This window comes from Streptosporangium sp. NPDC023963, from assembly GCF_040639135.1.
Lineage (GTDB): Bacteria > Actinomycetota > Actinomycetes > Streptosporangiales > Streptosporangiaceae > Streptosporangium.
The window spans coordinates 50,133-72,188 of record NZ_JBEZZK010000002.1 but is presented as its reverse complement, the minus strand read 5'-3'; the positions used below and the strand labels follow the sequence as shown (position 1 = coordinate 72,188).

Annotated in this window: 22 protein-coding genes and 2 pseudogenes; 11 read left to right on the top strand and 13 right to left on the bottom strand. The window is 68.2% G+C overall.

Annotated elements, in window-relative coordinates; translation table 11 throughout:
- Positions 1–785: 785 nt before the first annotated feature.
- Positions 786–1,034 (top strand): hypothetical protein, encoded by a 249-nt coding sequence (locus AB0F88_RS06435; protein WP_362678129.1) that lies wholly within the window; start codon positions 786–788, stop codon positions 1,032–1,034.
- A 590-nt stretch (positions 1,035–1,624) separates the two neighbouring features.
- Here the strand turns inward: AB0F88_RS06435 and AB0F88_RS06430 are convergent.
- Positions 1,625–2,743: a site-specific integrase gene (locus tag AB0F88_RS06430; RefSeq protein ID WP_362678127.1), complete on the bottom strand. Its 1,119-nt coding sequence runs from the start codon at positions 2,741–2,743 to the stop codon at positions 1,625–1,627.
- Positions 2,744–3,008: 265 nt separating this feature from the next.
- Between AB0F88_RS06430 and AB0F88_RS06425 the strand changes: the two genes are divergently transcribed.
- Positions 3,009–3,422, top strand: coding sequence for a hypothetical protein (locus AB0F88_RS06425; protein WP_362678125.1), 414 nt, complete (start codon positions 3,009–3,011; stop codon positions 3,420–3,422).
- Between the two features lie 260 nt (positions 3,423–3,682).
- Here AB0F88_RS06425 and AB0F88_RS06420 read toward each other — a convergent pair whose 3' ends face one another.
- From AB0F88_RS06420 to AB0F88_RS06405, 4 genes and pseudogenes are all read right to left on the bottom strand, one after another.
- On the bottom strand, positions 3,683–4,381 hold the full coding sequence (locus tag AB0F88_RS06420) for a DUF6188 family protein (protein ID WP_362678123.1): 699 nt from the start codon (positions 4,379–4,381) through the stop codon (positions 3,683–3,685).
- 296 nt (positions 4,382–4,677) lie between these two features.
- Positions 4,678–5,091: a PIN domain-containing protein gene (locus AB0F88_RS06415; protein WP_362678121.1), complete on the bottom strand. Its 414-nt coding sequence runs from the start codon at positions 5,089–5,091 to the stop codon at positions 4,678–4,680.
- Positions 5,088–5,351: a CopG family transcriptional regulator gene (locus tag AB0F88_RS06410; RefSeq protein ID WP_362678118.1), complete on the bottom strand. Its 264-nt coding sequence runs from the start codon at positions 5,349–5,351 to the stop codon at positions 5,088–5,090. The genes AB0F88_RS06415 and AB0F88_RS06410 overlap by 4 nt, the downstream gene beginning before the upstream one ends.
- Positions 5,352–5,414: 63 nt before the next feature.
- Positions 5,415–5,687, bottom strand: a pseudogene (locus tag AB0F88_RS06405) (transposase); the annotation flags it as partial.
- A 287-nt stretch (positions 5,688–5,974) separates the two neighbouring features.
- On the opposite strand from AB0F88_RS06405, the gene AB0F88_RS06400 reads away from it, so the two are divergent.
- Together AB0F88_RS06400 and AB0F88_RS06395 are read left to right on the top strand one after the other, a co-directional pair.
- The gene (locus AB0F88_RS06400; RefSeq protein ID WP_362678116.1) at positions 5,975–6,280 is read left to right on the top strand and encodes a hypothetical protein; all 306 of its coding nucleotides are present in this window, start codon (positions 5,975–5,977) and stop codon (positions 6,278–6,280) included.
- Between the two features lie 64 nt (positions 6,281–6,344).
- Positions 6,345–7,242: pseudogene (locus tag AB0F88_RS06395) on the top strand (IS5 family transposase).
- Positions 7,243–7,408: 166 nt separating this feature from the next.
- Here the strand turns inward: AB0F88_RS06395 and AB0F88_RS06390 are convergent.
- The 4 genes from AB0F88_RS06390 to AB0F88_RS06375 all read right to left on the bottom strand — a co-directional run bounded on the left by AB0F88_RS06390 (position 7,409) and on the right by AB0F88_RS06375 (position 11,775).
- Positions 7,409–7,654, bottom strand: coding sequence for a hypothetical protein (locus AB0F88_RS06390; protein WP_362678114.1), 246 nt, complete (start codon positions 7,652–7,654; stop codon positions 7,409–7,411).
- 296 nt (positions 7,655–7,950) lie between these two features.
- The gene (locus AB0F88_RS06385) at positions 7,951–8,403 is read right to left on the bottom strand and encodes a signal peptidase I (RefSeq protein WP_362678112.1); all 453 of its coding nucleotides are present in this window, start codon (positions 8,401–8,403) and stop codon (positions 7,951–7,953) included.
- A 691-nt stretch (positions 8,404–9,094) separates the two neighbouring features.
- On the bottom strand, positions 9,095–9,628 hold the full coding sequence (locus AB0F88_RS06380; RefSeq protein ID WP_362678110.1) for a hypothetical protein: 534 nt from the start codon (positions 9,626–9,628) through the stop codon (positions 9,095–9,097).
- 254 nt (positions 9,629–9,882) lie between these two features.
- Complete coding sequence (locus AB0F88_RS06375) at positions 9,883–11,775, bottom strand: serine hydrolase domain-containing protein (RefSeq protein ID WP_362678108.1); 1,893 nt, start codon at positions 11,773–11,775, stop codon at positions 9,883–9,885.
- A 168-nt stretch (positions 11,776–11,943) separates the two neighbouring features.
- Between AB0F88_RS06375 and AB0F88_RS06370 the strand changes: the two genes are divergently transcribed.
- Positions 11,944–13,071 carry a histidine kinase gene (locus AB0F88_RS06370; protein ID WP_362678106.1) on the top strand — a complete coding sequence of 376 codons (1,128 nt, stop codon included), beginning with the start codon at positions 11,944–11,946 and terminating at the stop codon, positions 13,069–13,071.
- A complete protein-coding gene (locus AB0F88_RS06365; protein WP_362678104.1) occupies positions 13,068–13,721 on the top strand; it encodes a response regulator transcription factor in 654 nt (217 codons plus the stop codon). The genes AB0F88_RS06370 and AB0F88_RS06365 overlap by 4 nt, the downstream gene beginning before the upstream one ends.
- Before the next feature lie 236 nt (positions 13,722–13,957).
- Here the strand turns inward: AB0F88_RS06365 and AB0F88_RS06360 are convergent, their stop codons facing one another.
- Positions 13,958–14,704 carry a helix-turn-helix domain-containing protein gene (locus AB0F88_RS06360; RefSeq protein ID WP_362678102.1) on the bottom strand — a complete coding sequence of 249 codons (747 nt, stop codon included), beginning with the start codon at positions 14,702–14,704 and terminating at the stop codon, positions 13,958–13,960.
- Between AB0F88_RS06360 and AB0F88_RS06355 the strand changes: the two genes are divergently transcribed.
- From AB0F88_RS06355 to AB0F88_RS06340, 4 genes are all read left to right on the top strand, one after another.
- Positions 14,681–15,058, top strand: a complete 378-nt coding sequence (locus tag AB0F88_RS06355; protein WP_362678100.1) for a DUF6010 family protein — start codon at positions 14,681–14,683, stop codon at positions 15,056–15,058. The genes AB0F88_RS06360 and AB0F88_RS06355 overlap by 24 nt on opposite strands.
- Before the next feature lie 167 nt (positions 15,059–15,225).
- Positions 15,226–16,341 (top strand): histidine kinase, encoded by a 1,116-nt coding sequence (locus AB0F88_RS06350; protein ID WP_362678098.1) that lies wholly within the window; start codon positions 15,226–15,228, stop codon positions 16,339–16,341.
- Positions 16,342–16,346: 5 nt separating this feature from the next.
- A complete protein-coding gene (locus AB0F88_RS06345) occupies positions 16,347–17,033 on the top strand; it encodes a response regulator transcription factor (RefSeq protein WP_362678096.1) in 687 nt (228 codons plus the stop codon).
- Positions 17,034–17,069: 36 nt separating this feature from the next.
- Entirely contained in the window at positions 17,070–18,485 is a 1,416-nt protein-coding gene (locus tag AB0F88_RS06340) for a hypothetical protein (protein ID WP_362678094.1), read from the top strand.
- A 93-nt stretch (positions 18,486–18,578) separates the two neighbouring features.
- Here the strand turns inward: AB0F88_RS06340 and AB0F88_RS06335 are convergent, their stop codons facing one another.
- The 3 genes from AB0F88_RS06335 to AB0F88_RS06325 all read right to left on the bottom strand — a co-directional run bounded on the left by AB0F88_RS06335 (position 18,579) and on the right by AB0F88_RS06325 (position 20,389).
- A complete protein-coding gene (locus AB0F88_RS06335) occupies positions 18,579–19,229 on the bottom strand; it encodes a hypothetical protein (RefSeq protein WP_362678092.1) in 651 nt (216 codons plus the stop codon).
- 48 nt (positions 19,230–19,277) lie between these two features.
- Positions 19,278–19,649, bottom strand: a complete 372-nt coding sequence (locus AB0F88_RS06330) for an STAS domain-containing protein (protein WP_362678090.1) — start codon at positions 19,647–19,649, stop codon at positions 19,278–19,280.
- Positions 19,650–19,849: 200 nt separating this feature from the next.
- The gene (locus tag AB0F88_RS06325; RefSeq protein ID WP_362678088.1) at positions 19,850–20,389 is read right to left on the bottom strand and encodes a PadR family transcriptional regulator; all 540 of its coding nucleotides are present in this window, start codon (positions 20,387–20,389) and stop codon (positions 19,850–19,852) included.
- 114 nt (positions 20,390–20,503) lie between these two features.
- Between AB0F88_RS06325 and AB0F88_RS06320 the strand changes: the two genes are divergently transcribed.
- Complete coding sequence (locus AB0F88_RS06320) at positions 20,504–21,691, top strand: serine hydrolase domain-containing protein (RefSeq protein WP_362680547.1); 1,188 nt, start codon at positions 20,504–20,506, stop codon at positions 21,689–21,691.
- Positions 21,692–22,056 lie beyond the last annotated feature (365 nt).

Genomic DNA, 22,056 nt, shown 5'->3' with positions numbered 1-22,056 from the left:
TGATAGGTCTGGTGCGTCACTTCGACCTAGAACCGGGGTGGGCCACCGACCTAATCAGCTCAAGTATCGAGTGGCTGAAAGACCATCCAGACTCCGTACACATCCGGATCGCTTTGTTGACCCTGGCGCGCCAACTGAGTCTAGAGCCGGGATGGCCCGCCGAAATGGTCTCCGCGAGTATGAAGTGGCTGGAGGACCACCCTCACTCCAAAAATGTCCGGAAGGCTTTAGGCATCTTATAAGTCCTAACAGAATGAGGTCGGCCGCGTCCGGGAGCATGATCGGTCGTTGGGCCGAGTGCGAGGAAGGGTGAGCAGCCCCCATGGGTCGCGCCGATGGGCTCTAACACAGGATGCTCAATCTTCAAGCCCGCGGACAGGAGTGAAACGTTCGCGTCAGCGTACGTTTCATTCGGGAACGACCCGACAGACGCGTACCCACTGGACAACATCGAAGAGTTCCGCATGCAGTTCTGGGATGCATAGAACGCGTTCGACTGGCGAACTAGCTTGGTCCCACGCTGATTCAGCATCGTCCCGCTGCCTTGTCCGCCCCTCCTTGACATACAGCCTCGCTCTCAAACGCAGCGGCGTTGCTGAATTGTTCTCATAGGTATCAAGCGGCGGCGCGCCGCGCCGCCGTACCCGGCCCTCTGCCGCCCGCCGACCGGGCGTGCGGCGTGGGCGCCGGTCCCGGCCGGCGGCGCCCCGGGCCGTCCACCGACCCGCGCACCCGCCGTACCTAACCCGCTCGCCGCCCACCGGCCCGCCGCATACAGTGACGACATGGCCGAGAGCACCCCACCTCCAGACAGTCGCTATTCCGAACTCGGCAGGCTCGGCGAAGAAGAGCGCTACATGGCCCTTGAGCTCCGAGAAATCCGAGCCGAGATCGCAAGGCTCGTGCAGCAGCTCCTCCCCCACCACTCCCGCACCGACAAGATCGACGAAGTCGTGCAGGCCAGCGGATACAGCCGACACCTGATCGACGTCCTCCGCTACAAAGACCACCCCTGGCACCGCCCGACCTCTTAACAGCGAGGCCGACAAGAACAGCCTCCGGCGGGGGGCTCGGCTCCGGGATGATCACAGTTGCAAAGCCGTGAGCCGTAGACAGCTGAGGTGGGGCCGGATCTTCCCGCCTGCCACGTCCCAGGCAAGCCCAACATCTCGACTCCTCCGGATCAAGGCCGTCTGTGACCGTTGGCATCCCATGGCCGAGGAACGTCTACCGGCCGGCGTACACGCGAAGACGGCCTTGATCCTCCGTCCCCGAGCTGTTGCCCCTCCGGGGTGGGACGAGGCAGACGGGAAGATCCGGCGGGCGGGGTGGGTGCGTCCGCACGGGGTTCTCAGGCCGTGCCCGTTGCGTGCCCGTCAGCAGAGGGAGCAAGGGGGACTCACAGGGAATCACGGGTAACCGAAGCACTCCCCCGCAGGTCAGCGTCTCCCCAGCTCAGCGGCCAGGTGCGTTAGAGACTTCCCAAGCTGACAGCGCGGGTTCGATTCCCGTCACCCGCTCCAAGAGCGAAGGCCCAGGTCAGGGATGGATTCCCGACCGGGGCCTTGTTTGTTTCCAACGCTATTTGATCTTCGCGTGCCATTGGCGTGCCATTAGCTCTCGATCAGCGCATCGGGATCAGCTTCCCCGACGAGCCGTCCTCCTCGTCGTCGCGCCCACTGATCTGCTGGTCGATCGCGTCCGTGATCGTTCTGTCGGCGCCCCGCACGGCGTGCTGATAGATCATCGCGGCGCGCACGTTGTCGTGACCCATCCGGGCCATCAGATCCTTGAGCCCCGCGCCGGACTCTACGGCGAACATGTTGCCCGTGTGACGGAGATCATGGAGGTGGAGACCAGGAAGACCCATCTCCCTGACCACATCCACCCAGCGCGTGCGGGTGTTGAACCCGCTGCGCCGGAGCGGGCCGCCCTTGGCACCGGGGAAGACGAGCGCGCCGGGATCCTCCTGGACATAGATGGCCAGGTGCTCCCGCAGCACCGAAATGACGCCCTGGGGGATACCGACCACACGACGCCCGGCCTTGGATTTGGGCTGACCGAAGACCAGCTCACCCGTGGAGCGCTCGACGAAGGCTGCCCGGATGCGCACCGTCCCCGCATCGAAGTCGATGTCACTGCGACGGAGCGCGCTCACCTCGCCCCATCGCAGACTGGCGAAAGTAGTCAGGAGCACCAGGGCGCGGAAACGCCGGTCATGGGTGCAGTCGGCCCGACCGTCCGTGCCCATCTTCCACAGCGCCCGTTCGGCGTCCGCCCGTGTGGTGAAGACCTCCGGATGGGTGCGCATCTCGCCGTGCCGTTGGAAGCGCAGCCGGTAGGCGTTGTCTTTGAGCTTTCGGATGTTGCCGACCGGCCGACGGCCCACGAGGTCGGCCAGCTCGAAGACCTGGGCCGCAGTAAGCACCGGGCGCTCCTGGGCGTGCTCGTCGCCGGCCCCGCGGATCCGGCACGGGTTGCGCGAGATGATGTGATCCTCTTCGGCCGCCGTCATCAGCACGGCCCGCAACAGGCGATACGCCTTGGCCGCCATGCTGACAGAGACCCCGTTGCCGAGTAGGTCGGCCCGCCACTGCCGAATCATCGCGGTGGAGAGCTTGCCGAGCTGGACCCCGCCCAGGTACAAGCGGCGGCGGCGGCGCTGCGCCTGCCAGCGCGCGCCGGGCTGCGGCCTGGGGGCCGGTCCCAGCGGCGCGCAGGTCTCCGGGCCGTCGCCGCACATACGCCGTGCCGCCCTCACAGCATCCGCCGGCCTCTGGTCGCGCCGCCGCCCAATGCAGCACGACGATCGCCACGGGGTGGTCGAGGCCTGCCCTGGCCAGGGGCGATCGAAGATCCGGGATTCGTTCCTCACCCCGGCTCACCGAGGAACGTGGCTGAGCTTTTGCCTCGCACAGACTGGCTGTCCGGTCCTGTAAAAAGTGACTGTTGAGCGGTAGCCCAGCAGTGAGATTGCGCTGTGTCGGTGTCCACGGTTACATGCTGTTGTGGTCGAGGACTGGGCAGACGTGGTAACCGCGGCGGAGAGCCGTGGTGACTGGGATAGCGCGATCTCGGCGATCACTCCTATTGCGGAGTGTTACAGCAGCGACTACGTCCGGCATGATGCGCATCTGTGGCACATGGATTTGCTTGCGAAGGCCAGACGGCTTGATGAGCTGGCTGAATGGGCCGAAACTGACCGGCACGCTCGACGGCGGCTCGATCGACTGCTGTTGGAGGAAGGTTACGAGAAAGGCTTGCGGCATCGCGCCCAGCACGGTGATAAGTATGCGCTGTACTTACTCGTGCGTCTCCTGCACCGCAGAGGTGAGCAAACCGCTGCCGTGCAGGCTGTAGCTGATATTGACCAGACCAACGCTTATGCCGTGAAGCTGGCGCGGTCGACGGACCCGTCCTAGTTGCAGTTCTAGTTGCAATCCAGCTACGTACAGCACCGTTCCAGGCGGACCACCGAGACCTGTTGGTCCAGGTGGAACTGATCTGAACGGGCAAGATCAGAGCTGCTAATGCGGTTTGGGTTTGGCGCCATGCCGTGTCCGTTGGTGCCTGTCAGGAGGGTGAACAAGGGGGACTCATGAATACAGCGCGACCGCCACTGACTTGGAACACCGCAGGTCGGAGAATCACGTGCCGAGATCTTCCAAACTAGCTTCTTCGATCATCGAAAAATCGAAAGTCCACCGCCCGGCAGGCAGACGAAGCGCACATCGTCAGGACCACAGGTGCTCCACGCCTCGTAGTGGGAATCGGGTTTCACGTTCAGGTGTGTCCCGGTGTCGAAGACCAGCCGCAGCGCACCGGACTTGAAGGCAACCGACGACACGACTGTCGCGCCGAAGAGCGCCAAGGCCGGCGCCACCTCCTGGCGTTCAGGGGCCAGCTGGACCGGCTCCGCGTCGGGAGCGCTCAGTGAGCCGTTGGTGAGGGTCGCCGTGGTCTCGATGTTCACCGCGGCGTCACCGTCGAGGAGCAACGTCAACTGATAGCTCACCCGGACCTGGACCACCTGTATACCGCGATAGGGCAGAAGCCAACGATCCTCTAGCTCGGCCAGATCTGCCGGTGTGGTCACGGTGCCGTCCGAGCGCATGACCGCTTCCCGGATCAGCGGGTCAGCAGCCGCATGATCATTCTTCCTCCGGTGGTTCACCGAGATCACCATCCGAAGCGTCTCGTCGCCATGTGGAAGCACGTAGGAGAGAACCTTGTACTCCTGGCCATCCTCGCCGGTGACGTTCTCCCAGTCCTTGTCACCGTTCTCTTCCATCACGGCGAGCTCGTCGTAGCGTGCGACACGGCGCCACCGGTCCAGGTACTCCTCCGCGATCCCCGCCGCGGCCTTCTCGTTCAGCTTCACCGGATCATCCTGCCGCTCGTGCCATTAGCGTGCCATTAGACAGGGTGACGAGGGGTCAACCACGGTCACTCATGACTTGCCGAACGCCCAGCTCAGCGCCCCTGTAAGCCGTGATCCATACACTTCCCAAGCTGACAGCGCGGGTTCGATTCCCGTCACCCGCTCCACACTTCAAGGTCCAGGTCCGAGATGGATTCCCGGCCGGGGCCTTCGTTGTTTCCAGGGCTGTTCGATCTTCTCGGGCCATTGGCTCTCGTTGCTCCCACCGCTCCGTCATGCTCGTCATCGCGCGCAGCTCAGACCTTGATGACGATGACGCGTCCGCCGCACAGGGCGGCAAGGTCCTCCGGGTCGGAGGTGAGAACCGTGACGGGGCCGGGGGCAGCGAGGGCGGTCGCGCTGAGCATCGCATCGACGGCGTACTTGTGCCCGTGCAGGCCGGCGCCAGACAGAAGTGCGGCGGCGTGGCGGGCGATCGGTTCGGTGACCGGTTCAACGACAAGGCGGGACAGTGACCACTCCAGAGCCGGCCGGTTGATGCGGGGGTGGACCACTTCGACGAGGGTGGCGGCGGAGGTGATGACGCGGAGGTCGTCGGCGCGGGCGAGAGCGAGCCATGTGGTGACCGTGCGGTCACGCAGGACGACTTTGGCCAGTCCCTCGCTGTCGAGGACCAGCGTGCCGCCGGGGGTGGCGGGAGAACGGGTCATGCAGTGTCCGCCCCACCGTGGGCCTGTCCCTGCCGGGCCTGGTTGAGTTGGTCGCGCAGTGCCTGGACTTCGTCATCGGCAATGGGGCCATGCTCGGCCTCGGCGACCTGGATGAGTTCGCTGAGGTTGTCGCGCTCGATCTGGCGGGCGACGGCGGCGGCGACGTAGGCGGACAGACCAGAAGGGCCGCTCCGGGACCGTGCGGCCTCCGCGATGTCACGCGGCATGGTGATCGAGTACTTGCCAGTAGGCTCGCTCATGCTCTCTATCCTACTTCCCATGCTCCTGGCAATGATTGCCACGCCTAGGCAGTGTCCCGCGGATCATTTGACTGGGTCGCGGAGCCAGATGCGGATCGAGGCGACGTCGATGGTGCCCTGGTAGATGCGTTCTCTCTTGTCGTAGCGCGTGGCGACCGCGCGGGAGTTCTTAAGCTTGTTGAAGCAGCGTTCGACGGTGTTGCGTTCGGTGTAGCGGTCGCGGTCGAACGCTGGTGGCCGACCTCCGGACGAACCTCGTCTGCGCCGGTTGGCCTTCTGGTCCTCCTTGACCGGGATGACCGCCTGGATGCCGCGTCTGCGCAGATAGGCCCGGTTAGCGCAAGAGGGCGTCGGCGCTGGCCGCGAGGCGGCCGAGGATGTCGTCGAGTTGAGAACGCCGATGGCATGTGGCGAACCCAGCCGCGATCCGGCGCGCGAAGTGGCTTGACGATCGGGCTCGGCCCGGTCGAAGATGTGCCGCATGAGGATCCACAGAAAGGGTCATGCCGCGTAGGCGCCCCGCCGCCATACGGGCGGAACTGCCCCTGCACCCGCGTTCACCGGGTCCTCTCTGGCCCTCGCGGTCGATACTGCCCTTGTCCATATACCGGCAGGTCAGGGCCATGGAGAAGAAGAAGCTGGATAAAGACGCCGTTGAGCGTGCCCTGGGGGCGTGGAAACAACACGCGCGCTGTGCTCCATACGCCTCGCCTGAGTTCATGATGTTGGAGGTCGGCCACACGTGGGCCGACCCGCCGTACACCCGCGACGTGATCGAGGAGGCCGTCCGCGCGCTGCCGCCGAGAGCGGCCGGCGTCCTCGCCGCGGCCGTGCGTCCGATCGACAGGATGGCATTCGCGCGTACGCTGCCCGATCCTTTCGCCGATCCGGGAGGTCCGTGGTGGCACCGCAGGCTGTGGATCCGATGAAGCCGCCAGGCAGCGTCGTAGATCTTGGTTTGTCTGGTAGATCAGTTCTGTGGATGAGGAGCGGTTGAAGCGGCACGATCTGACCGATGGTCAATGGGCTCGGTTGGAGGTGTTGCTGCCGTCGATGAGGCCGCGGCGTGGTGGCCGGTGGGCTGATCATCGGATGGTGATCAATGGTGTGTTCTTCCGGACCCGTACGAGCGGTCCTTGGCGTGATCTGCCTGGCTGTTATGGGAACTGAAAGACGGTCTATAACCGGCATCGTCGCTGGTCACTGGACGGGACGTGGGCCAGGATCCTCGATGGGCTGCGGGCCGGGTGTGATGAGGCCGAGGGCAAGGACTGGACGGTGAGTGCGGATTCGACCATCGCTCGTGCGCATCAGCACGCGGCTGGGGGCCGGCGGGCTCCGGCCGCTGATGACCGTGCGGAGGGCTGGATCGAATGACAAGAATTCGGTCGGCCGGGAGGCGTTGGGCCGGTCCCGGGGAGGGCTGAGTACGAAGATTCACCTGGTCGCGGACCGGCGGTGCCGGCCGATCGCCCGGCTGACCAGTCCGGGACAGCACGGTGACTCCCCGCGGTTCATCCCGCTGATGGAGGTTGTTCGTATTCCGCGCCGTGGTCTGGGACGTCCGCGTCGCAGGCCCGGTGCCGTGATGGCCGATAAGGCCTACTCCTCTTGCGCTAACCGGGCCTATCTGCGCAGACGCGGCATCCAGGCGGTCATCCCGGTCAAGGAGGACCAGAAGGCCAACCGGCGCAGACGAGGTTCGTCCGGAGGTCGGCCACCAGCGTTCGACCGCGACCGCTACACCGAACGCAACACCGTCGAACGCTGCTTCAACAAGCTTAAGAACTCCCGCGCGGTCGCCACGCGCTACGACAAGAGAGAACGCATCTACCAGGGCACCATCGACGTCGCCTCGATCCGCATCTGGCTCCGCGACCCAGTCAAATGATCCGCGGGACACTGCCTAGCGGGAATGAGCACCAGGTCTGTCCCGCATCCATTTCTCGATCTTGGTTGCTCGTCCAGCTCTTCGAGACGACGCACGCATGAGGCATGGTGCTTGTCATCTCGATCGACAACAGCGATCAAGGGGCCGGTGTCCAGGAGCGTGGAAGTCACGTTGACCGATTGAACCGCTCCGCCAGCAGATCTTCGACCCGTTCCGACAGATCTCCTTCACCGGAGGCACCGATCCCCGCGATCGACAACCGCCGGCGCCGAGCCGGCTCATCGGTCTCTTCGTCCACGGTCTCAGCCAGCTCCGGATCCGTCTTCACCAGACGCAGCAGACGACGCGCCTGGTCCGGAGAGAGTCGATCGACCAGATGGTGGAGCTCCTCGTGCGCGTGCCCGGCAGTCATACTTCTGAGTCCATACTTCTGAGTCCATACTTCTGAGTCCATACTTCTGAGTCCATACTTCTGAGTCCATACTTCTGAGTCCACGTAAGCGTCTGCGCTCACCCCAGCCCAACCGCCGTATCAACGGCGCGGCAACGGCGCACGACCCTCCACCCACCCACCGTCCGGGTGTGCGGTGTGGGCGCCGGTCCCGAATGGCGGCGGGAGTCGGCCCGCGCGCCGCACCGCCTGGCCGCCGCACTCGACCATCGCCCGCTGCGGTGGGGCCGCACCGCCGCCTGTCGGGAGGGTTCCAGCTACCGGCTCTCATCGCTTCGCGGCGCCTTCTGGTACTTCATATGAACGCCGGCCACTCCGCTGCCGCCTGACGGGTGTTCGAGTCCTTGGTCAGGAACCGCATAACCCGGGACCGATGGCCAGCGGACCGTGAGCACCACCGATTCCTCCTCGGCGTACCAGGAATGATCGACGCCATGGCCCCACACGACGTAGTCACCTTGCCTGGCCAGCAGCACGCTACGTCCCGGCAGTTCCACCCGGAAACGGCCGCTGATCAACATGAGTAGCGCCGTACGCTTCTCACCGGTGACCCATTGCGCACGCTCATCGCCACGCGGGTGCACGCCCCACTTGATCTCGACACCGTCACTGTGCCGGACATCATCGGCCGGCTTGAAGTGCCCGAGCAGCCAACCACGGTCACAGGCCGCATCCACGTCCGCGCTACCCACATATACGTTCTCCAGCACGAGCCGCGACGCTAGCACGCACCTATCCGACCTCGCCCGTCCAAGCAGAAGACGCCTCCGCGGGGCACCCGGCTCCGGGATGATCGACGTTGCCCCACGAGGGCCGTAGGTGGTTGAGATGGAAGCCGGATCTTCCCGCCCGCCACGTCCCAGGCAAGCCCGACATCTCGACTCCTCCGGATCAGGGCCGTCTGTGACCGTCGGCATCCCATGACCGAGGAACGCCTACTGACCGAGGAACGCCTACCGGTCGACGCACACACGAAGACGGCCTTACCCTCCGTCTCCGAGCTGCCGCCCCTCCGGGGTAGGACGAGGCAGGCGGGAGGATTCAGCGGGTGCGGTGTGTAATTGGCGCGAACGACACCTGCGTGGTGTTTCGCTTTCACCAGATCCGCTCCGGGGACGAGTGGATCGACGATGTCCTGAAGAAGCCGGATGACCCAGACATGATGGCCCTCGTTGACCGCCGCCCTTGATCAGAGATCAGTTTCCTCACAGCGTGCCCGTTGCGTGCCCGATGACTTCGTCACCTCTTCAACAGCTCAGGTCGCGCCGCCCCAGTACAGTACGACGATCATCACGGGATGGCCGATGCCTGCCGTGGCCGGGGGGCGATCGAAGATCCGGGGCTCGTTCCTCACCCTGGCTCACCGGAGAGCGGCGTCGAGGCCGGACGCAACATGGACCCTCAGCGAGCTTGTGTCCATCGCCGGTGTCGGTCGCTCGTGCTCTTCACGACACGCGGACCGCTCTCGTCCGCCGGCCAGATCTGGAGAAGGTAGCGATCGGGCGCATTCTCCTCGTAACAGTCGGCGCGCCCCTCGTCCAGGCCGTAGGCGTGGTACCGCAGGCGATACCAACCCGGTCCAGCCGGAAGCGGCGGTAGCTCGTGGATGTCCTCGTCTCCCCACTCGTGCAGGGAGACGCTCCCCGCCTCCGAGACGAAGCTGATCTCCACGATGTCCTCGTACGCGCCGAGATCCGGGGTGGGCTCAGACCGTGCCACCTGGACGTTGAAAGGGACCTTGCCGTAGTGCGTGCCGATGGTCAGCAGGGCGACGCCGTCTCCCACGTTGATGATCCCAAGAGGACGCACCGGGTCGTCGTCGGCCAAGTGCTCGGGAATATCGGTTTCGCCGGTGTCATCGAAGAGATAAGCCTGGCTGTAGTCGACGCCGAGGGTGATGGTCACGGTTTCCGTGGCAGCATGCGGACGCGTCATAGATCGCGATCATAGGGGCCTTCGCCGACGTTTCATGATCTCGATGGGCTTTGGATCGGTTCTCCGCCGGCTGAACGATTCGTTCCGGGAGAAACGCTGAGAGGAAGCGGCAGCGGGAGCGGCCCCTCCGGCTCTTTGCGGAAACTCCGTCCTGTCTTCGCAGGTAGAACGGGCTGGTGTGGTGGCGGTCGGGTGTGAACGTCGTGGTGGCGGGGTGAAGTCATGGAGGTAGGTCGTCTGTCAGCGGGCGGCAATCAGCCGAACTGCCAGCCGAGCAGGTTCCAGTGCAGGCAGAACCAGACGAGGGCCAGCATTCCGGCCAGCAGGGTCACCTGGTGACCGCGGGCCAGGATGCCGACGGGCCCGTGTCTCCAGCCGATCACGGTGGTCGCGATCGCGGCGATGGTGAGGACGAGGAACAGCGGGGGAAGGAGCAGCAGGAGCCGGAGGGTCGCCGGCACGCCGTACAGGATGCTCGTGTCGCCGGTCAGAGTCAGCGCGAACATGACGACGAACGCCAGCCCGACGGTCCCGGCCAGGCCGGCGAGGAGGCGGCCGGCGCGCCAGGCGCGAGGCGTTCGAGCGGGGCGTCTCCGCAGTCGCCGGAGCGCGGCGGCCGACGGCAGGCCGAGTACGGCCGTCAGGGCGGTGACGACGAACACCAGGACGACGATGAGGTTGGCCGGAGGGGTGTCCCACCAGGGGATGAGTTCGTAGGCGGGCCCGTCGGTGGCCGCGTACGTGACGCCGGTGCCGTTCGTGACGAACGCCAGCCGCTGGGAACCGTCGTCTTGCCGGTAGAGCCCTGGCGCCAGCGGGCTCCACGTCATGCCCTTGAAGGCGAGTTTCCCGCCGTCCTCGACCCGCAGCCGGAAGGAGCCGGTGAGGGTGAGCACCTTCTCGATGGTCGACTCGGCGGTGCGGGCCGGCTTGTAGAAGCCCGCCACGGGCGTGGCCACCGTGCCGGGCGGAGCGGAGGGCGCGGCCACCGTGCCGGGCGGGTCGGAGGGCGCGGCGCGGTCGCCGGGGAGGAAACGGTTGAAGAAGGCGGGTATGAGCTCGGTGACGGTATCGATGCCGCCCGTGCCGTTGGTGGAGACGAACAGGCCGATGTCGGCGTCGGGCACCAGCAGGAGCGCGCTCTGGAAGCCTTCCCAGCTGCCGTCGTGCATGATCACGCGATGCCCGTTGACGGTCTGCTCCTTGAACCCGTGGGCGTACCCGTCGATGCGGGGGTCGGCGGCGAAGGACCGCTGGTGCATGAGACGGGCGGTGGGCTCGTCGAGGAGGGGCCCGTCCTCCAGGTGGGCGATCATGAAGCGGGCCATGTCGTTCGCGGTGGCGCTGATCGATCCGTCGGGCGGGAGGTTGTCGAAGACGAAGGGCTTGCGCTGGTACATCCCGTCTTCGTAGTCATAGCTGCGCGCCTGGCCCGCGGCTAGGCGGGTGGGGACCGGCTCGGAGGCCGTGCTGTGCCGCATGCCGAGCGGGTCCAGGATGTGGTCCTGTACGTACTGGTCGTAGGGCTGCCCGCTCACCTGCGACACGATGTGTCCGGCCAGCGCCGCGCCATAGTTCGAATAGGCCGACACCTCTCCGGGCGGGCGTATCCGCGCCGGCATGTGCTCGGCGAGATACGTGCCCAGAGGCGGCACATCGGCCTTGCGCCGCGCGCCCACGCCGACGGTGCGGTCCTCGAACCCGGCGGTGTGGTTCATCAGCTGCGCCAGCGTGATCGGCTGGGGGTACGTCGCGGGGACGCGGAATGTGGTGAGGTAGCGGTTCACGTCCGCGTGCAGGTCGAGCCTGCCCCGCTGCACCTGTTGCAGCACCGCGGTCCAGGTGAACAGTTTGGTGATCGAGGCGATCCGCACCAACGAGGTGCCGGAGTCGAACGGCGTCCCGTTCTCGCGGTCGGCCAGGCCGTACCCCTTGCTGAAGAGGGTTTTCCCGGCGCCCACCACCGAGACCACCGCGCCCGGCACGTGGTTGGCCTCCAGCCCTCTCGGCATAGCGGCGTCGAAGAAGTCCGCCAGTTGACGGGTGTCCGGAACGCGCGCCGAGGCCGCCGCCGCGGCAGGCGGCCAGACGGCCACCAGCGACAGCGCGGCGATGAGCAGCAGGCGGGGAAGGGCGACTGGCCACACGGCGTGACTCCTGACGTTGTCGGGAGTCATCAACGGTGCCGCCGGCGAGGGCGTGGCCGCATCGCCATCACAGCCATGGTCGCATCACACTAAAGTCGGAGATTTTCGTACGGACGGCATCGACGTTCGCAGGAGGTGACGCGCCGCCGTCCTGGCTACGCTGGGCCGATGGTGACGTACCGGAACGCGCTGCGGCGGGTCGTCACACTCGGCCCGCACGCGATCAGCGCGGCCTCTGTGGTGTTCTGCCTGTTCCTGACCGTTCTGGCGGTCAGGGTGCCGTGGGCGCCGCTGCCGCGCGTGGTCATCGCGGCCGCCGGGCTGGTCGCCACGGGTGCCGTGTGGTTCCGCGATCGGTGGCCGATCACGGTCACCGCCGTCGGGGCGGGTGCGTACGCGCTGTCGGGCAACCCCGGGCCGCTGCTGATCGGCCTGTTCTCCGGCGCGGGGGCGCGGCCGGGCCCGCGGTTCGCGGCGCTGGCGGCGATCGGCGTGGCGGGATTCCTGGCACAGCAGTGGGTCGACGACGGCAGGTTCGGCACGGACGCGCTGCTCTCCGCGATGGCCGCCACCGCCGCCGTGCTGGTGGCCGGGGGGTACACCGCCACCCGCCGCGAGCTCACCAGATCACTGCGGGAACGCGCGGAGCGCGCCGAGACCGAACGGCACCTGCGCGACGAACAGGCGAAGGCCGCCGAACGCGGCCGAATCGCACGGGAGATGCACGACGTGCTCGCGCACAAGGTCACCCTCATCTCGCTGCACGCCGGCGGGCTGGAGGTCAACCCCGGCGCGGAATCGGCGCGGGTCGAGCGGGAGGCGGCGCTGATCCGGGTCACCGCGCAGGAGGCCCTCGAAGAGCTGCGGAAGATCGTGGGCGTGTTGCGGGCCGGACATGACGACGGGTTTCCCGACCTGCGGCGATTGGTGGAGTCCTGGACGTCGGCCGGCAGCGCCGTCACGCTGCGCGGCGACCTCGGCACGTTGCCGGTGGCGACCGCCCGGGCCGCCTATCGGCTCGTGCAGGAAGGGCTGACCAACGCGCACAAGCACGCCGCCGGAGCACCCGTCACCGTCTCCGTGACCGGGAGCCCGGAGGACGGCGTCACGGTCACGGTCGCCAACGAGCGATCGTTCCGGCCCGCCGCGCGCCCTTCCGGCGCCGGAGCCGGTCTCGTGGGCCTGGCAGAACGTTTCCGTCTGATCGGCGGAACGGTACGCAGCGCGCCCGGCGATGCGGGAGGCTGGCGTCTCGAGGGCCGGTTGCCGTGGGACGCGTCCGCGAGGGACACATGATCAGGACGCTGCTGGTGGATGACGAATCGCTGATCCGCGCCGGACTGCGGTTCATCCTCGAATCCGCGCCCGACGTGGAGGTCGTGGGGGAGGCCGCGGACGGGGACGAGGCGGTCGACGCCGTGCACCGCCTGGGGCCGGACGTCATCCTGATGGACATCAAGATGCCGCGGACCGACGGCCTCGCCGCCACCGAGACCATCCGCCGGCTCGCCCGTGCGCCCGCGGTCGTGATCCTCACCACGTTCGACAGCGACGAGCACGTCTTCACCGCCCTGGAGGCCGGGGCCTGCGGATTCCTCCTCAAGGACACCTCGCCGCACGATCTGATCCGTGCCGTACGCCTCGCGAACAGCGGTGACGCGATGCTGTCCCCGCAGGTGACCCGGCGGCTGATCCACCGGGTCACCACCGACGTGCCCGTCCGGCGTCGCCGTGACGCGCTCGCCCGGCTGGAAACCCTCACCGGCCGCGAGCGGGAGGTGCTCACCGAGGTGGGGCTCGGCCGTTCCAACACCGAGATCGCGGCCGGCCTGCACATGAGCGAGGCAACCGTCAAAAGCCACATTTCCCACCTGTTCGACAAGCTCGCCGTCACCAACCGGGTACAGGTGGCCATCGCCGCCTACCGCGCCGGCCTGGTGGACTGAGCGTTTCCGTACGTGGACGCGGGTACCCGCCGTTCCCCGTACCGCCGTGGCAGCAGGGCCGTCCCCCACCACCGAGCCGGCTGAAGAGCCCCCTCGCGGCCGAGCCGGTCGAACGCATCAGCACGTCCGGCGTCCTCGACGCCGAGGTCGTCGACCTTGACGAGCCACGCCGTCCCACGCTGGTCCACGACCGACCACCCGCGGCCCTGCCGGCGCCGGTGGACGGCGAGCCGGCTCTAGCTGAAACTGCTCCGGTAGGCGTGGGGGCTGACGCCGACGACGCGTTTGAACCGGTCGCGGAAGGCGGTGGGCGAGCCGAAGCCCGCCTGGGCGGCGATGCGTTCGACGGAATGGTGGGTGGTCTCCAACAGGTGCTGGGCCTGGCGGACCCGGGCCCGGTGGAGCCACCGCAGTGGTGTGGTGCCGGTCTGCTCGCGGAAGCGCCGTATCAGGGTGCGGGTACTCGTGCCGGCCTGGTCGGCGATGTCCGCCAGGGTGAGATCGCGGGCGAGGTTGTCCTCGATCCAGCGCAGGAGGGGTTCGACGGCCGAGCCGCGAGGGGTGGGCGGGTACCGCTGCACGATGAACTGGGCCTGGCCGCCCTCGCGTTCCAGCGGCATGACGGACAGCCGGGCGGCGTCGGCGGCGATCGCGGAGCCGTAGTCCCGGCGGATCATGTGCAGGCACAGGTCCAGTCCCGCCGCGGCGCCGGCCGAGGTGAGGATCTGCCCGTTGTCGACGTAGAGCACGTCCGGGTCGACGTCGACGTCCGGATGGGCGGTGGCGAGCTGGGCGGCGGCCAGCCAGTGGGTGGTGGCGCGCAGCCCGCCGAGCAGTCCGGCGGCGGCGAGGATGAAGGTGCCGGAGCAGATGGAGGCGATCCGGGTGCCGTCGGCGGCGGCGCCGCGGAGCGCGTCACGGACGGCCGGCGGCAGGGGCCTGGCGGGGTCGGCGGCCTGATGTCCCTGATCCGCGAACCGCACCGGCGCAGGTTCAACGCGATCATGGTGGCCGGAGCCGGGGCCGCCTATCTCAGCGGCGGGGGTTTCGGCCCGTGGGAACTCGCCTTCACCGCCGTCATGACCTACTGCGCCTATCGCGGCCTGGAGTCGTGGACGTTCATCGGCATCGGGTGGCTGCTGCACACCGTCTGGGATCTGTCGCACCACCTGCACGGCAACCCGATCATCCCGTTCGCGGACCACTCCTCCCTGGGATGCGCGATCTGCGATCCCGTGATCGCCGTGTGGTGCCTCTCGGGTGGCCCCTCGGTCACAGACCTGCTCCGCGTGCGTCTCGGTCGGTCCCGCGTCGAACGGCCCACGCCGCCGCCCTGATCACACCGGCCCGCTTCCCTTCCGGGCGGATCCTGCGCGGCGTGGCCGTGTGCTCCTTGAGGTGGGTTAGGGATGGACCGCGATGCGGGTGAGGGGTGGACCGCACGGCCGGAACGATCACTCTTGAGAGTGAGGGCGGCAGGCGGATGAATCCGGATAATGGGCGGATGTTCGCAGCGTTCCGGACCGGCAGGGCGGTTGACGGGGTGCTCGCGGCGGGCGTGGTCCTGGCTACGGTGGTGCCGCTGCTCCTGCCCGATCCCCATCCGTGGTGGATCATCGGGCTGGGGCTGCTGGCGTCGGTGCCGGTGGGGTGGCGCAGGCGAGCGCCGATGGTGGTGGCGGTGGTGGTCGGGGCGGCGATGTCGGTGCTGGTGACGTGGGAGAAACCGTTTCTGCCTTTCGGGCCGCTGCTGGCCGTCTACACGATCGCCGATCTGAGTCCCACCTGGAAGCGGCTGGCGGCGATTCCGGTGATCGTGGCGACCGTGGGTTCCTCGCTGGTGCTGCCCGGGGAGAGCGACGAGACCTTCCGGCTGGTGGGGACCACCTTCGTGGCCGCCTACGCGCTGGGCACCAGTGCCAGGGCGAGCCGCTCGCGAGCCGCCGAGCTGACCGAGCGGGCGCGGCGACAGGAGCAGGAGCACATCGCGGCGGTGGCCGAGGAACGCACCCGGATCGCGCGCGACATGCATGACATCGTCACCCATTCCGTTGGTCTGATGGTGGTTCAGGCCGAAGCGGGGCCGGTGGTGGTGCGCAGCGACCCGGACAGGGCGGAAGCGGTCTTCGATACGATCGCCGACACGGGAAGGGGTGCGCTGGCCGAGCTCCGGGGGGCGCTCTCCGCGCTGCGGGTCCCGGGCGAAAGCGGCGGGCCGGTGTGGGGCCATGCCGGCGAGCGCATGAGTGAGTCGCTGTTTCAGCCGCGTCTGGCCAACCTCCCGGCGCTGCTCGATCGCAGCGGTCTCGATGTGGTGAGCACGACCGCCGGTACCCCGCGCCTGGTCGCCGAGAGCGTTGAGGCCGCCGTCTACCGCATCGTTCAGGAGGCGCTCACCAACGTGCGCAAGCACGCCGGTACGCGTGCCGTATGCCTCGCTCTGACCTGGGGGGAGAGCCTGACGGTGGAGATCGCCGACGACGGGCGGGGACCGGGCGAGGGCGGCGGGTACGGGCTGGCCGGGATGCGGGAACGGGCGGCGGCATGCGGCGGGACGCTCAGGGCCGGGGCAGGACGGGGCGGGGGATTCATGGTGAGAGCTGAATTTCCGCTTGAATAGCCCGCATGTTACGGGTGCTCATCGCCGACGACCAAGACCTGTTCCGCGCGGGGTTCGGGCTGATCCTGGGGGCGCAGCCGGACATGGAGGTGGTCGGTGAGGCCGCCGACGGAGAGGAGGCGATCGCCGCGGCCAGGCGGCTCCGGCCGGACGTGGTCCTGATGGACGTTCGGATGCCGGGCAAGAACGGCATCGAGGCGACCAGGGAGATCTGCGCCACCACCGCCGCCAAGGTACTCGTGCTCACCATGTTCGACCTCGACGAGTACGTCTACGACGCGGTCCGGGCGGGAGCGAGCGGTTTCCTGCTGAAGGACATCCGGCGCGACGAGCTGGCCCACGCCGTGCGTACCGTCGCCTCGGGTGAGGCCCTGCTGGCCCCGGCGGCGACCAGGAGGCTGCTCGACGATCTGGTGCGCAGACCCGCCCACGGCGTCGTCCCCCGCCTGACGACCAGGTTGGACGCACTGACCGAACGCGAGCGCGAGACGCTGAGGCTGGTCGCGCACGGCCTGTCGAACGCGGAGATCGCCGCCGCGCTCGTGGTCACCGAGCACACGGTCAAGACGCACGTCAGCCGCATGCTCGCCAAGCTGGGCCTGCGGGACCGGGTCCAAGCCGTGGTACTCGCCTACGAGTCCGGGCTGGTGGTCGCCGGTGAGAGTGACGACGGAGATCACACCCGCGGGTGACGCGCCGGTGGAGTGCGGGAAAGCACGATCATCGGCATGGCACGCCTCCTCCTCACCCTCGCCTCCGCCGTCCTGACGCACTTCGGCACCGGCCTCCACCCTGTCTGGTGGCTCACCTGGCTCGCGCCGCTCCCTGTCCTGTTCCTGGCCCGCCGGGCGGGCAGGGGTACGGCCTTCACCGCCGGGACGCTCGTCTGGCTCGCCGGCCAGGCGCAGATGTGGCCGTACTTCACCGGACCCCTTGAGATGCCGCCCGCGCTGGCCGCCGCCCTCATCGCCGGCCCCGCGCTCTGCTACGGCTCGGGCGTGCTGCTCTTCCGCACCCTGCTCGCGCGCGGCAGGCCACTCCTGGCGGCGTCGGCCGTACCGGCCGTCTGGGTCACCGCCGAGTACGCCATGAACCTCGCCGGACCGCACGGAGCCTGGTGGAGCCTGGCGTACACGCAGGCCGACTTCCTGCCCGTGCTGCAGACCGCCTCGGTCACCGGGGTCTGGGGCATCACCTTCCTCCTGCTGTTCGTACCCGCCTCCGTCGCGGTCCTGCGGCCACGCGCGGCGGTGGTCTCGGGTGTGCTGGTCGCGCTCACGCTCGGCCATGGTCTCGTACGGCTCGCGACGCCCGCCGACACCGGAGGACGGAAGGTCGCGCTGGTCGCGACGGACGCCTCCGAGGATCTCGTCCGCCGGTACGGCGAGGCGGTGGACACCGCGGTGGCCCGCGGTGCGGAGATCGTGGTGCTGCCCGAGAAGGTCTTCAAGAACGCCGACCTGCCGTTCACCCGCCCGGGTGTGGAGGTGGTCGTGGGGATCGCCATGGAGACCAACAGCGCGGTGAGCCATCCCTCCGGAGTGCGCTACGACAAGCACCACATGATCCCCGAGGTGGAGCGCGAGTTCCGGCCCGGCACCGGCCTGGCCTTCCTCGACGGCGACCGGCTCGGCCTCATCATCTGCAAGGACCTGGACTTCCCCGGCCTGGTCAGGGAGTACGGCGAGGCCGGCGTCGCCGCCCTGCTCGCGCCCGCCTGGGACTTCGACGAGGACGCGTGGCTGCACAGCCGGATGGCGGTGGTGCGCGGCGTGGAGAACGGACTGGCGGTGGCCCGCGCCGCGCGCGAGGGACTGCTGACGGTCAGCGACGGCCTCGGCCGGATCGTGACCGAGCGCCACAGCGGCGGAACGGGCATGGCCATGGTCACGGCCACCCTGCCTCAGGAGGGCTCGGCCACCCTCTACACCGCCCTGGGAGACTGGGCCGCATGGGCCTCGGCGGGATTGCTGCTGCTCGCGCTCGGTGCGTCGGCTCGTACGAAATCCTCCGGCCCGGCCGGCGAGAGCCCGACCGGCGGGACCACGATGAGCGGGTCGGTGCCGAACTCGGTGCGCGGGCCGGCGAATCGCCCGTCCGCCTCGGCGTCCTCCGCCATCGGCGCGCCCCCGGAGGGGGGATGAGGTGGACGGCCGTCCGCCGTCGACCCTACGCCGGAGGGCGGTGAACTCACCTGCGTTCCGCGGGCAGGTCGGCCGCCTCAAGGGCCAGCCGCCTCAAGGGCCGGCCGGCGGGGTGACGACCAACTCGGTGTCCGGGTCGTGGTCGATCTGCGGAGGACCGGCGACGATCATGGTGGCTCGGGCCCACGGCTGTTCTCGCAACACGAACGGCAGTTCCTCCGACAGCCAGTTCGCCACGTGCTCCAGCTGCTCGGGGGAGTCACCGTCGCGGACGGTCAACAAGCGCTCCTGCTCGTCGAGGTCACCCTGCATCCACACCGAGGCGTCCAGCCAGGGGGTGAGCTCCTCGCGGATGACGCCGGTGCCCTCGACCCAGATGAAGTCGGCACCGGCGGGGACGGTGATCGATCCGGGCCGGTCGTGGGTGATCCAGGCATCAGGGCGGAAGTCCACCGCCTCACCCCGGTGCAGGGGGTGCAGGATGTTCTCGGCGAGCACGGCGCCCCAGTCGAAGTAGGCGTGGTTCCAGGCGACGTCGTCGGTGTGCACGACGGCGGAGTTGGGCACCGCCTCGCGTAGCCGCTCGGCCAGGGTCGTCTTGCCGGCGCCGCCCCGGCCGTCGATCGCGATCACCCGCGGACGTCCGGTGACGTCGGGTGACGCGTCGCGCAGCTGCCGGACGGCGTCGAGCACGGTCATCACCCGCCAGCCGACGGCCTCGGTCTCGCCTGGATGTAGACGCATTGACATCCTGTCTCCGGAGGAAAGCACACAGGTCCGGCCTACCACCGCCTACCCGGGAACGCCGAACTCGTTCACGGCCTGCTCAACGGTCTCGCGAAACTCCAGCCGCCGGTCCAACCTCCCCCGCCGGAAACGCTCCCTGAGATCGACCGGGGTCGCCGCGATGAGCAGCCTCCCGCCGGCCGTCATGACCCGCTTCGCCGCACCGATGACGGCCCCGACCCCCGCGTCATCCCAGGCGGTGACTCCCCCCAGGTCGAGAACCAGGCGCGGAGGACCGTCCGCCTTCAAACTCACTATCTCGCCTTGAAGAAGCATCGCTGGAGCAGCGTCCCGGGTGAGCCCACCCCTCACCCGCAGAACGGTGCACTCACTGTGGTGCCCCAACTCCAACGTGGTTCCAGGTTTCTTACCCGGCATGGCGCACCCGCCTTTCCGCCCCTGCCCGCTGCTCTTTCATTCTGCATCCGGCGGGGGCGCTTCGGCTCCGGGACGATCCACGTTCCAACGCGAGGCCATGAGCCCGGGCCTTCGTGAAGTTGCCGCGCCGGAGCGCGCGCTGATGTGTCCCGAGTTCGGTGACGGGCGTGCCGGCGGTTCGGGACCGCGTCTGTACGGTGTCAGTGGTCCGGTGTCTCATGCCGGTCGATGTGATCGCGGAACCAGTCGATCGCGAAGCGGTGCGAGGCGATGCCGTAGTCGAGCGTCGCGCGCTGATGGGTGGCGAGGTCGCGGTGCTCCTCGGGAACGGCCAGGGTGGCGAGGTGCTTGTCGAGGGCCGAAAGCGCGGCGAGGTCGGCCTCGAGGCGCGCCGTGATGCGGCGGAGCACCGGTACGCGTTCGGCCGGCTCCAGCAGACCGAGGAAGTAGAGCCTGGACAGCGCCGCGGTCTCCGGATCGGGCCCGGCCAGGTCCCCTGTCATCCACGCGCGGAACTCCTGGCGGCCGGCGTCGGTCAGGCGGTACACCTTCCGTCCCCGGCCTCCGGCTTCGACGCTGGCGACCTCGATGAACCCTCGCGCGAGCAGGGTGTCCAGCGCGCGTTTGATGCTGCCGGAGCTGGCGCTGTAGAAGAGCGCGACACCGGCCTCGAACCCTTTGATGAGGTCGTAGAAGGTCTGCGGGGCGATCAGGAGCAGACCGAGGATCACATGAGCCATTGATCGAGTTTAGATCATTGACTCTCATAGACATGTCTATTAGACATATAGCAGGTTCCCAGGATGGTGCTCGGGGTCACGAATGCCGGCTGACCGCCCCGGCCGGTGGAGGGCATGGCGCCGAGGGGGCGCGTTGAGGTAACGGAGACAAGGAACACTCACGTGAGATCACCGCTCGCCACGACCACCGCTCACGACAATCACGTTCCCGACGACGTCGACGCGCGGCTGACGGGCCTGCTGGAGAGCCTCGTCGCGCGACGCGGCGTGCACCACGCCAACCTCGCCGTCACAAGCGGCGACGGGAAACAGCGCTGGTCCGCCGCCTCCGGACCCGCCGGTGCCGACGGCCGTCCGTCGAGCCCCGACACCCCGTTCTTCATCGCGAGCGTCACCAAGCGTTTCATCATCACGCTGGTGCTGCAGGCGCACGAGCGCGGCGAGCTCGAACTGGCCGCGCCGATCGGCAGCTGTCTGCCGGCGGAGATGATCGCTGGACTCCATGTCCTCGGGGGGATCGACCGGACGTCCGCGATCACGGTGCGCCACCTCGCGAGCCACACGTCCGGATTGCCGGATTACTTCGAGAAGCGCGGCGAAGGCCCCAGCTTGTATGAGCGCCTCGCCGCCGGTCAGGATCTGGCCTGGACCTTCGAGGACACGATGCGAACCACGCGCGAGCAGCGCCCGCACTTCGAGCCGCAGGATCTCACGGCCGCTCGGCAGAAGGCCCGCTACTCCGATACCGGCTTCCAGTTGCTCATCCGCATCGTGGAGACGGTGACCGATCGGTCGTTCGCCGATCTGCTGGCCGAACGGATCCTGGGTCCGCTCGGCCTCACGCGCACCTGGCTCCCAGGACACCGCCCGCCGGATCCGGCGACCGCAGCGCCCTCGCCGCTCTACGCGAAACAGCGCCGCGTGGAACTGGCCTCGATGCTCGAATCCTCCAACGACCTGTTCAGCACCACCGGTGACCTCCTCACCTTTCAGCGGGCGCTGCTCGACGGCCGGCTCTTCGGTGACACCCGCTCGCTGGGACTGCTCACCGAGCGGCGCAACCGGCTGCGCAACATCCCCATCCTCCGGTACGGGCTGGGCACCATGTTCTTCAAGGTCGGCCGGCTCATGTCACCGGGGCGCCGCCCTGTCACGCTCGTCGGCCACTCGGGGGTCACCGGGACCTGGCTCTTCCACTGCCCGGAGCTCGACCTGCATCTGGCCGGCACCGTTGACCAGACCAGGGGGCAGGCCGTCCCCTTCCGGTTCATGGCGCGTTGCCTTGGCGCCTGGCGAGCGTGAGGGCGAAAAACCCTTCCGCATGACCTGCCGGGGCTCGCGCGTCGAGCCGCCCTGATCAGCACGAACATCCTCACCGGCCCAGCATCTCCGCATGCCCGCCACGTGGCCTCAGCCGCCGATCGTCCAACCCTCGCCGGCACCCCGAGACGACGTCGAGTAAGGCTCCGCAAGACGGATGATCGATGCGATTCCGGCGAAGCGCGTGGCACGCCGCCTGGACAGGCGCCGAGTCGTGGTCGCCGGATTCCATACGCACCCGTCGCGTTTCGCCGGCCGCGTCCCCCGGAGCCGGAGACAGCCCGTCCCCGGGCCGTCGACCAGGGTGACGTGGGATCTCGGCCACGCTCACTCGCGATCGGTCCGAG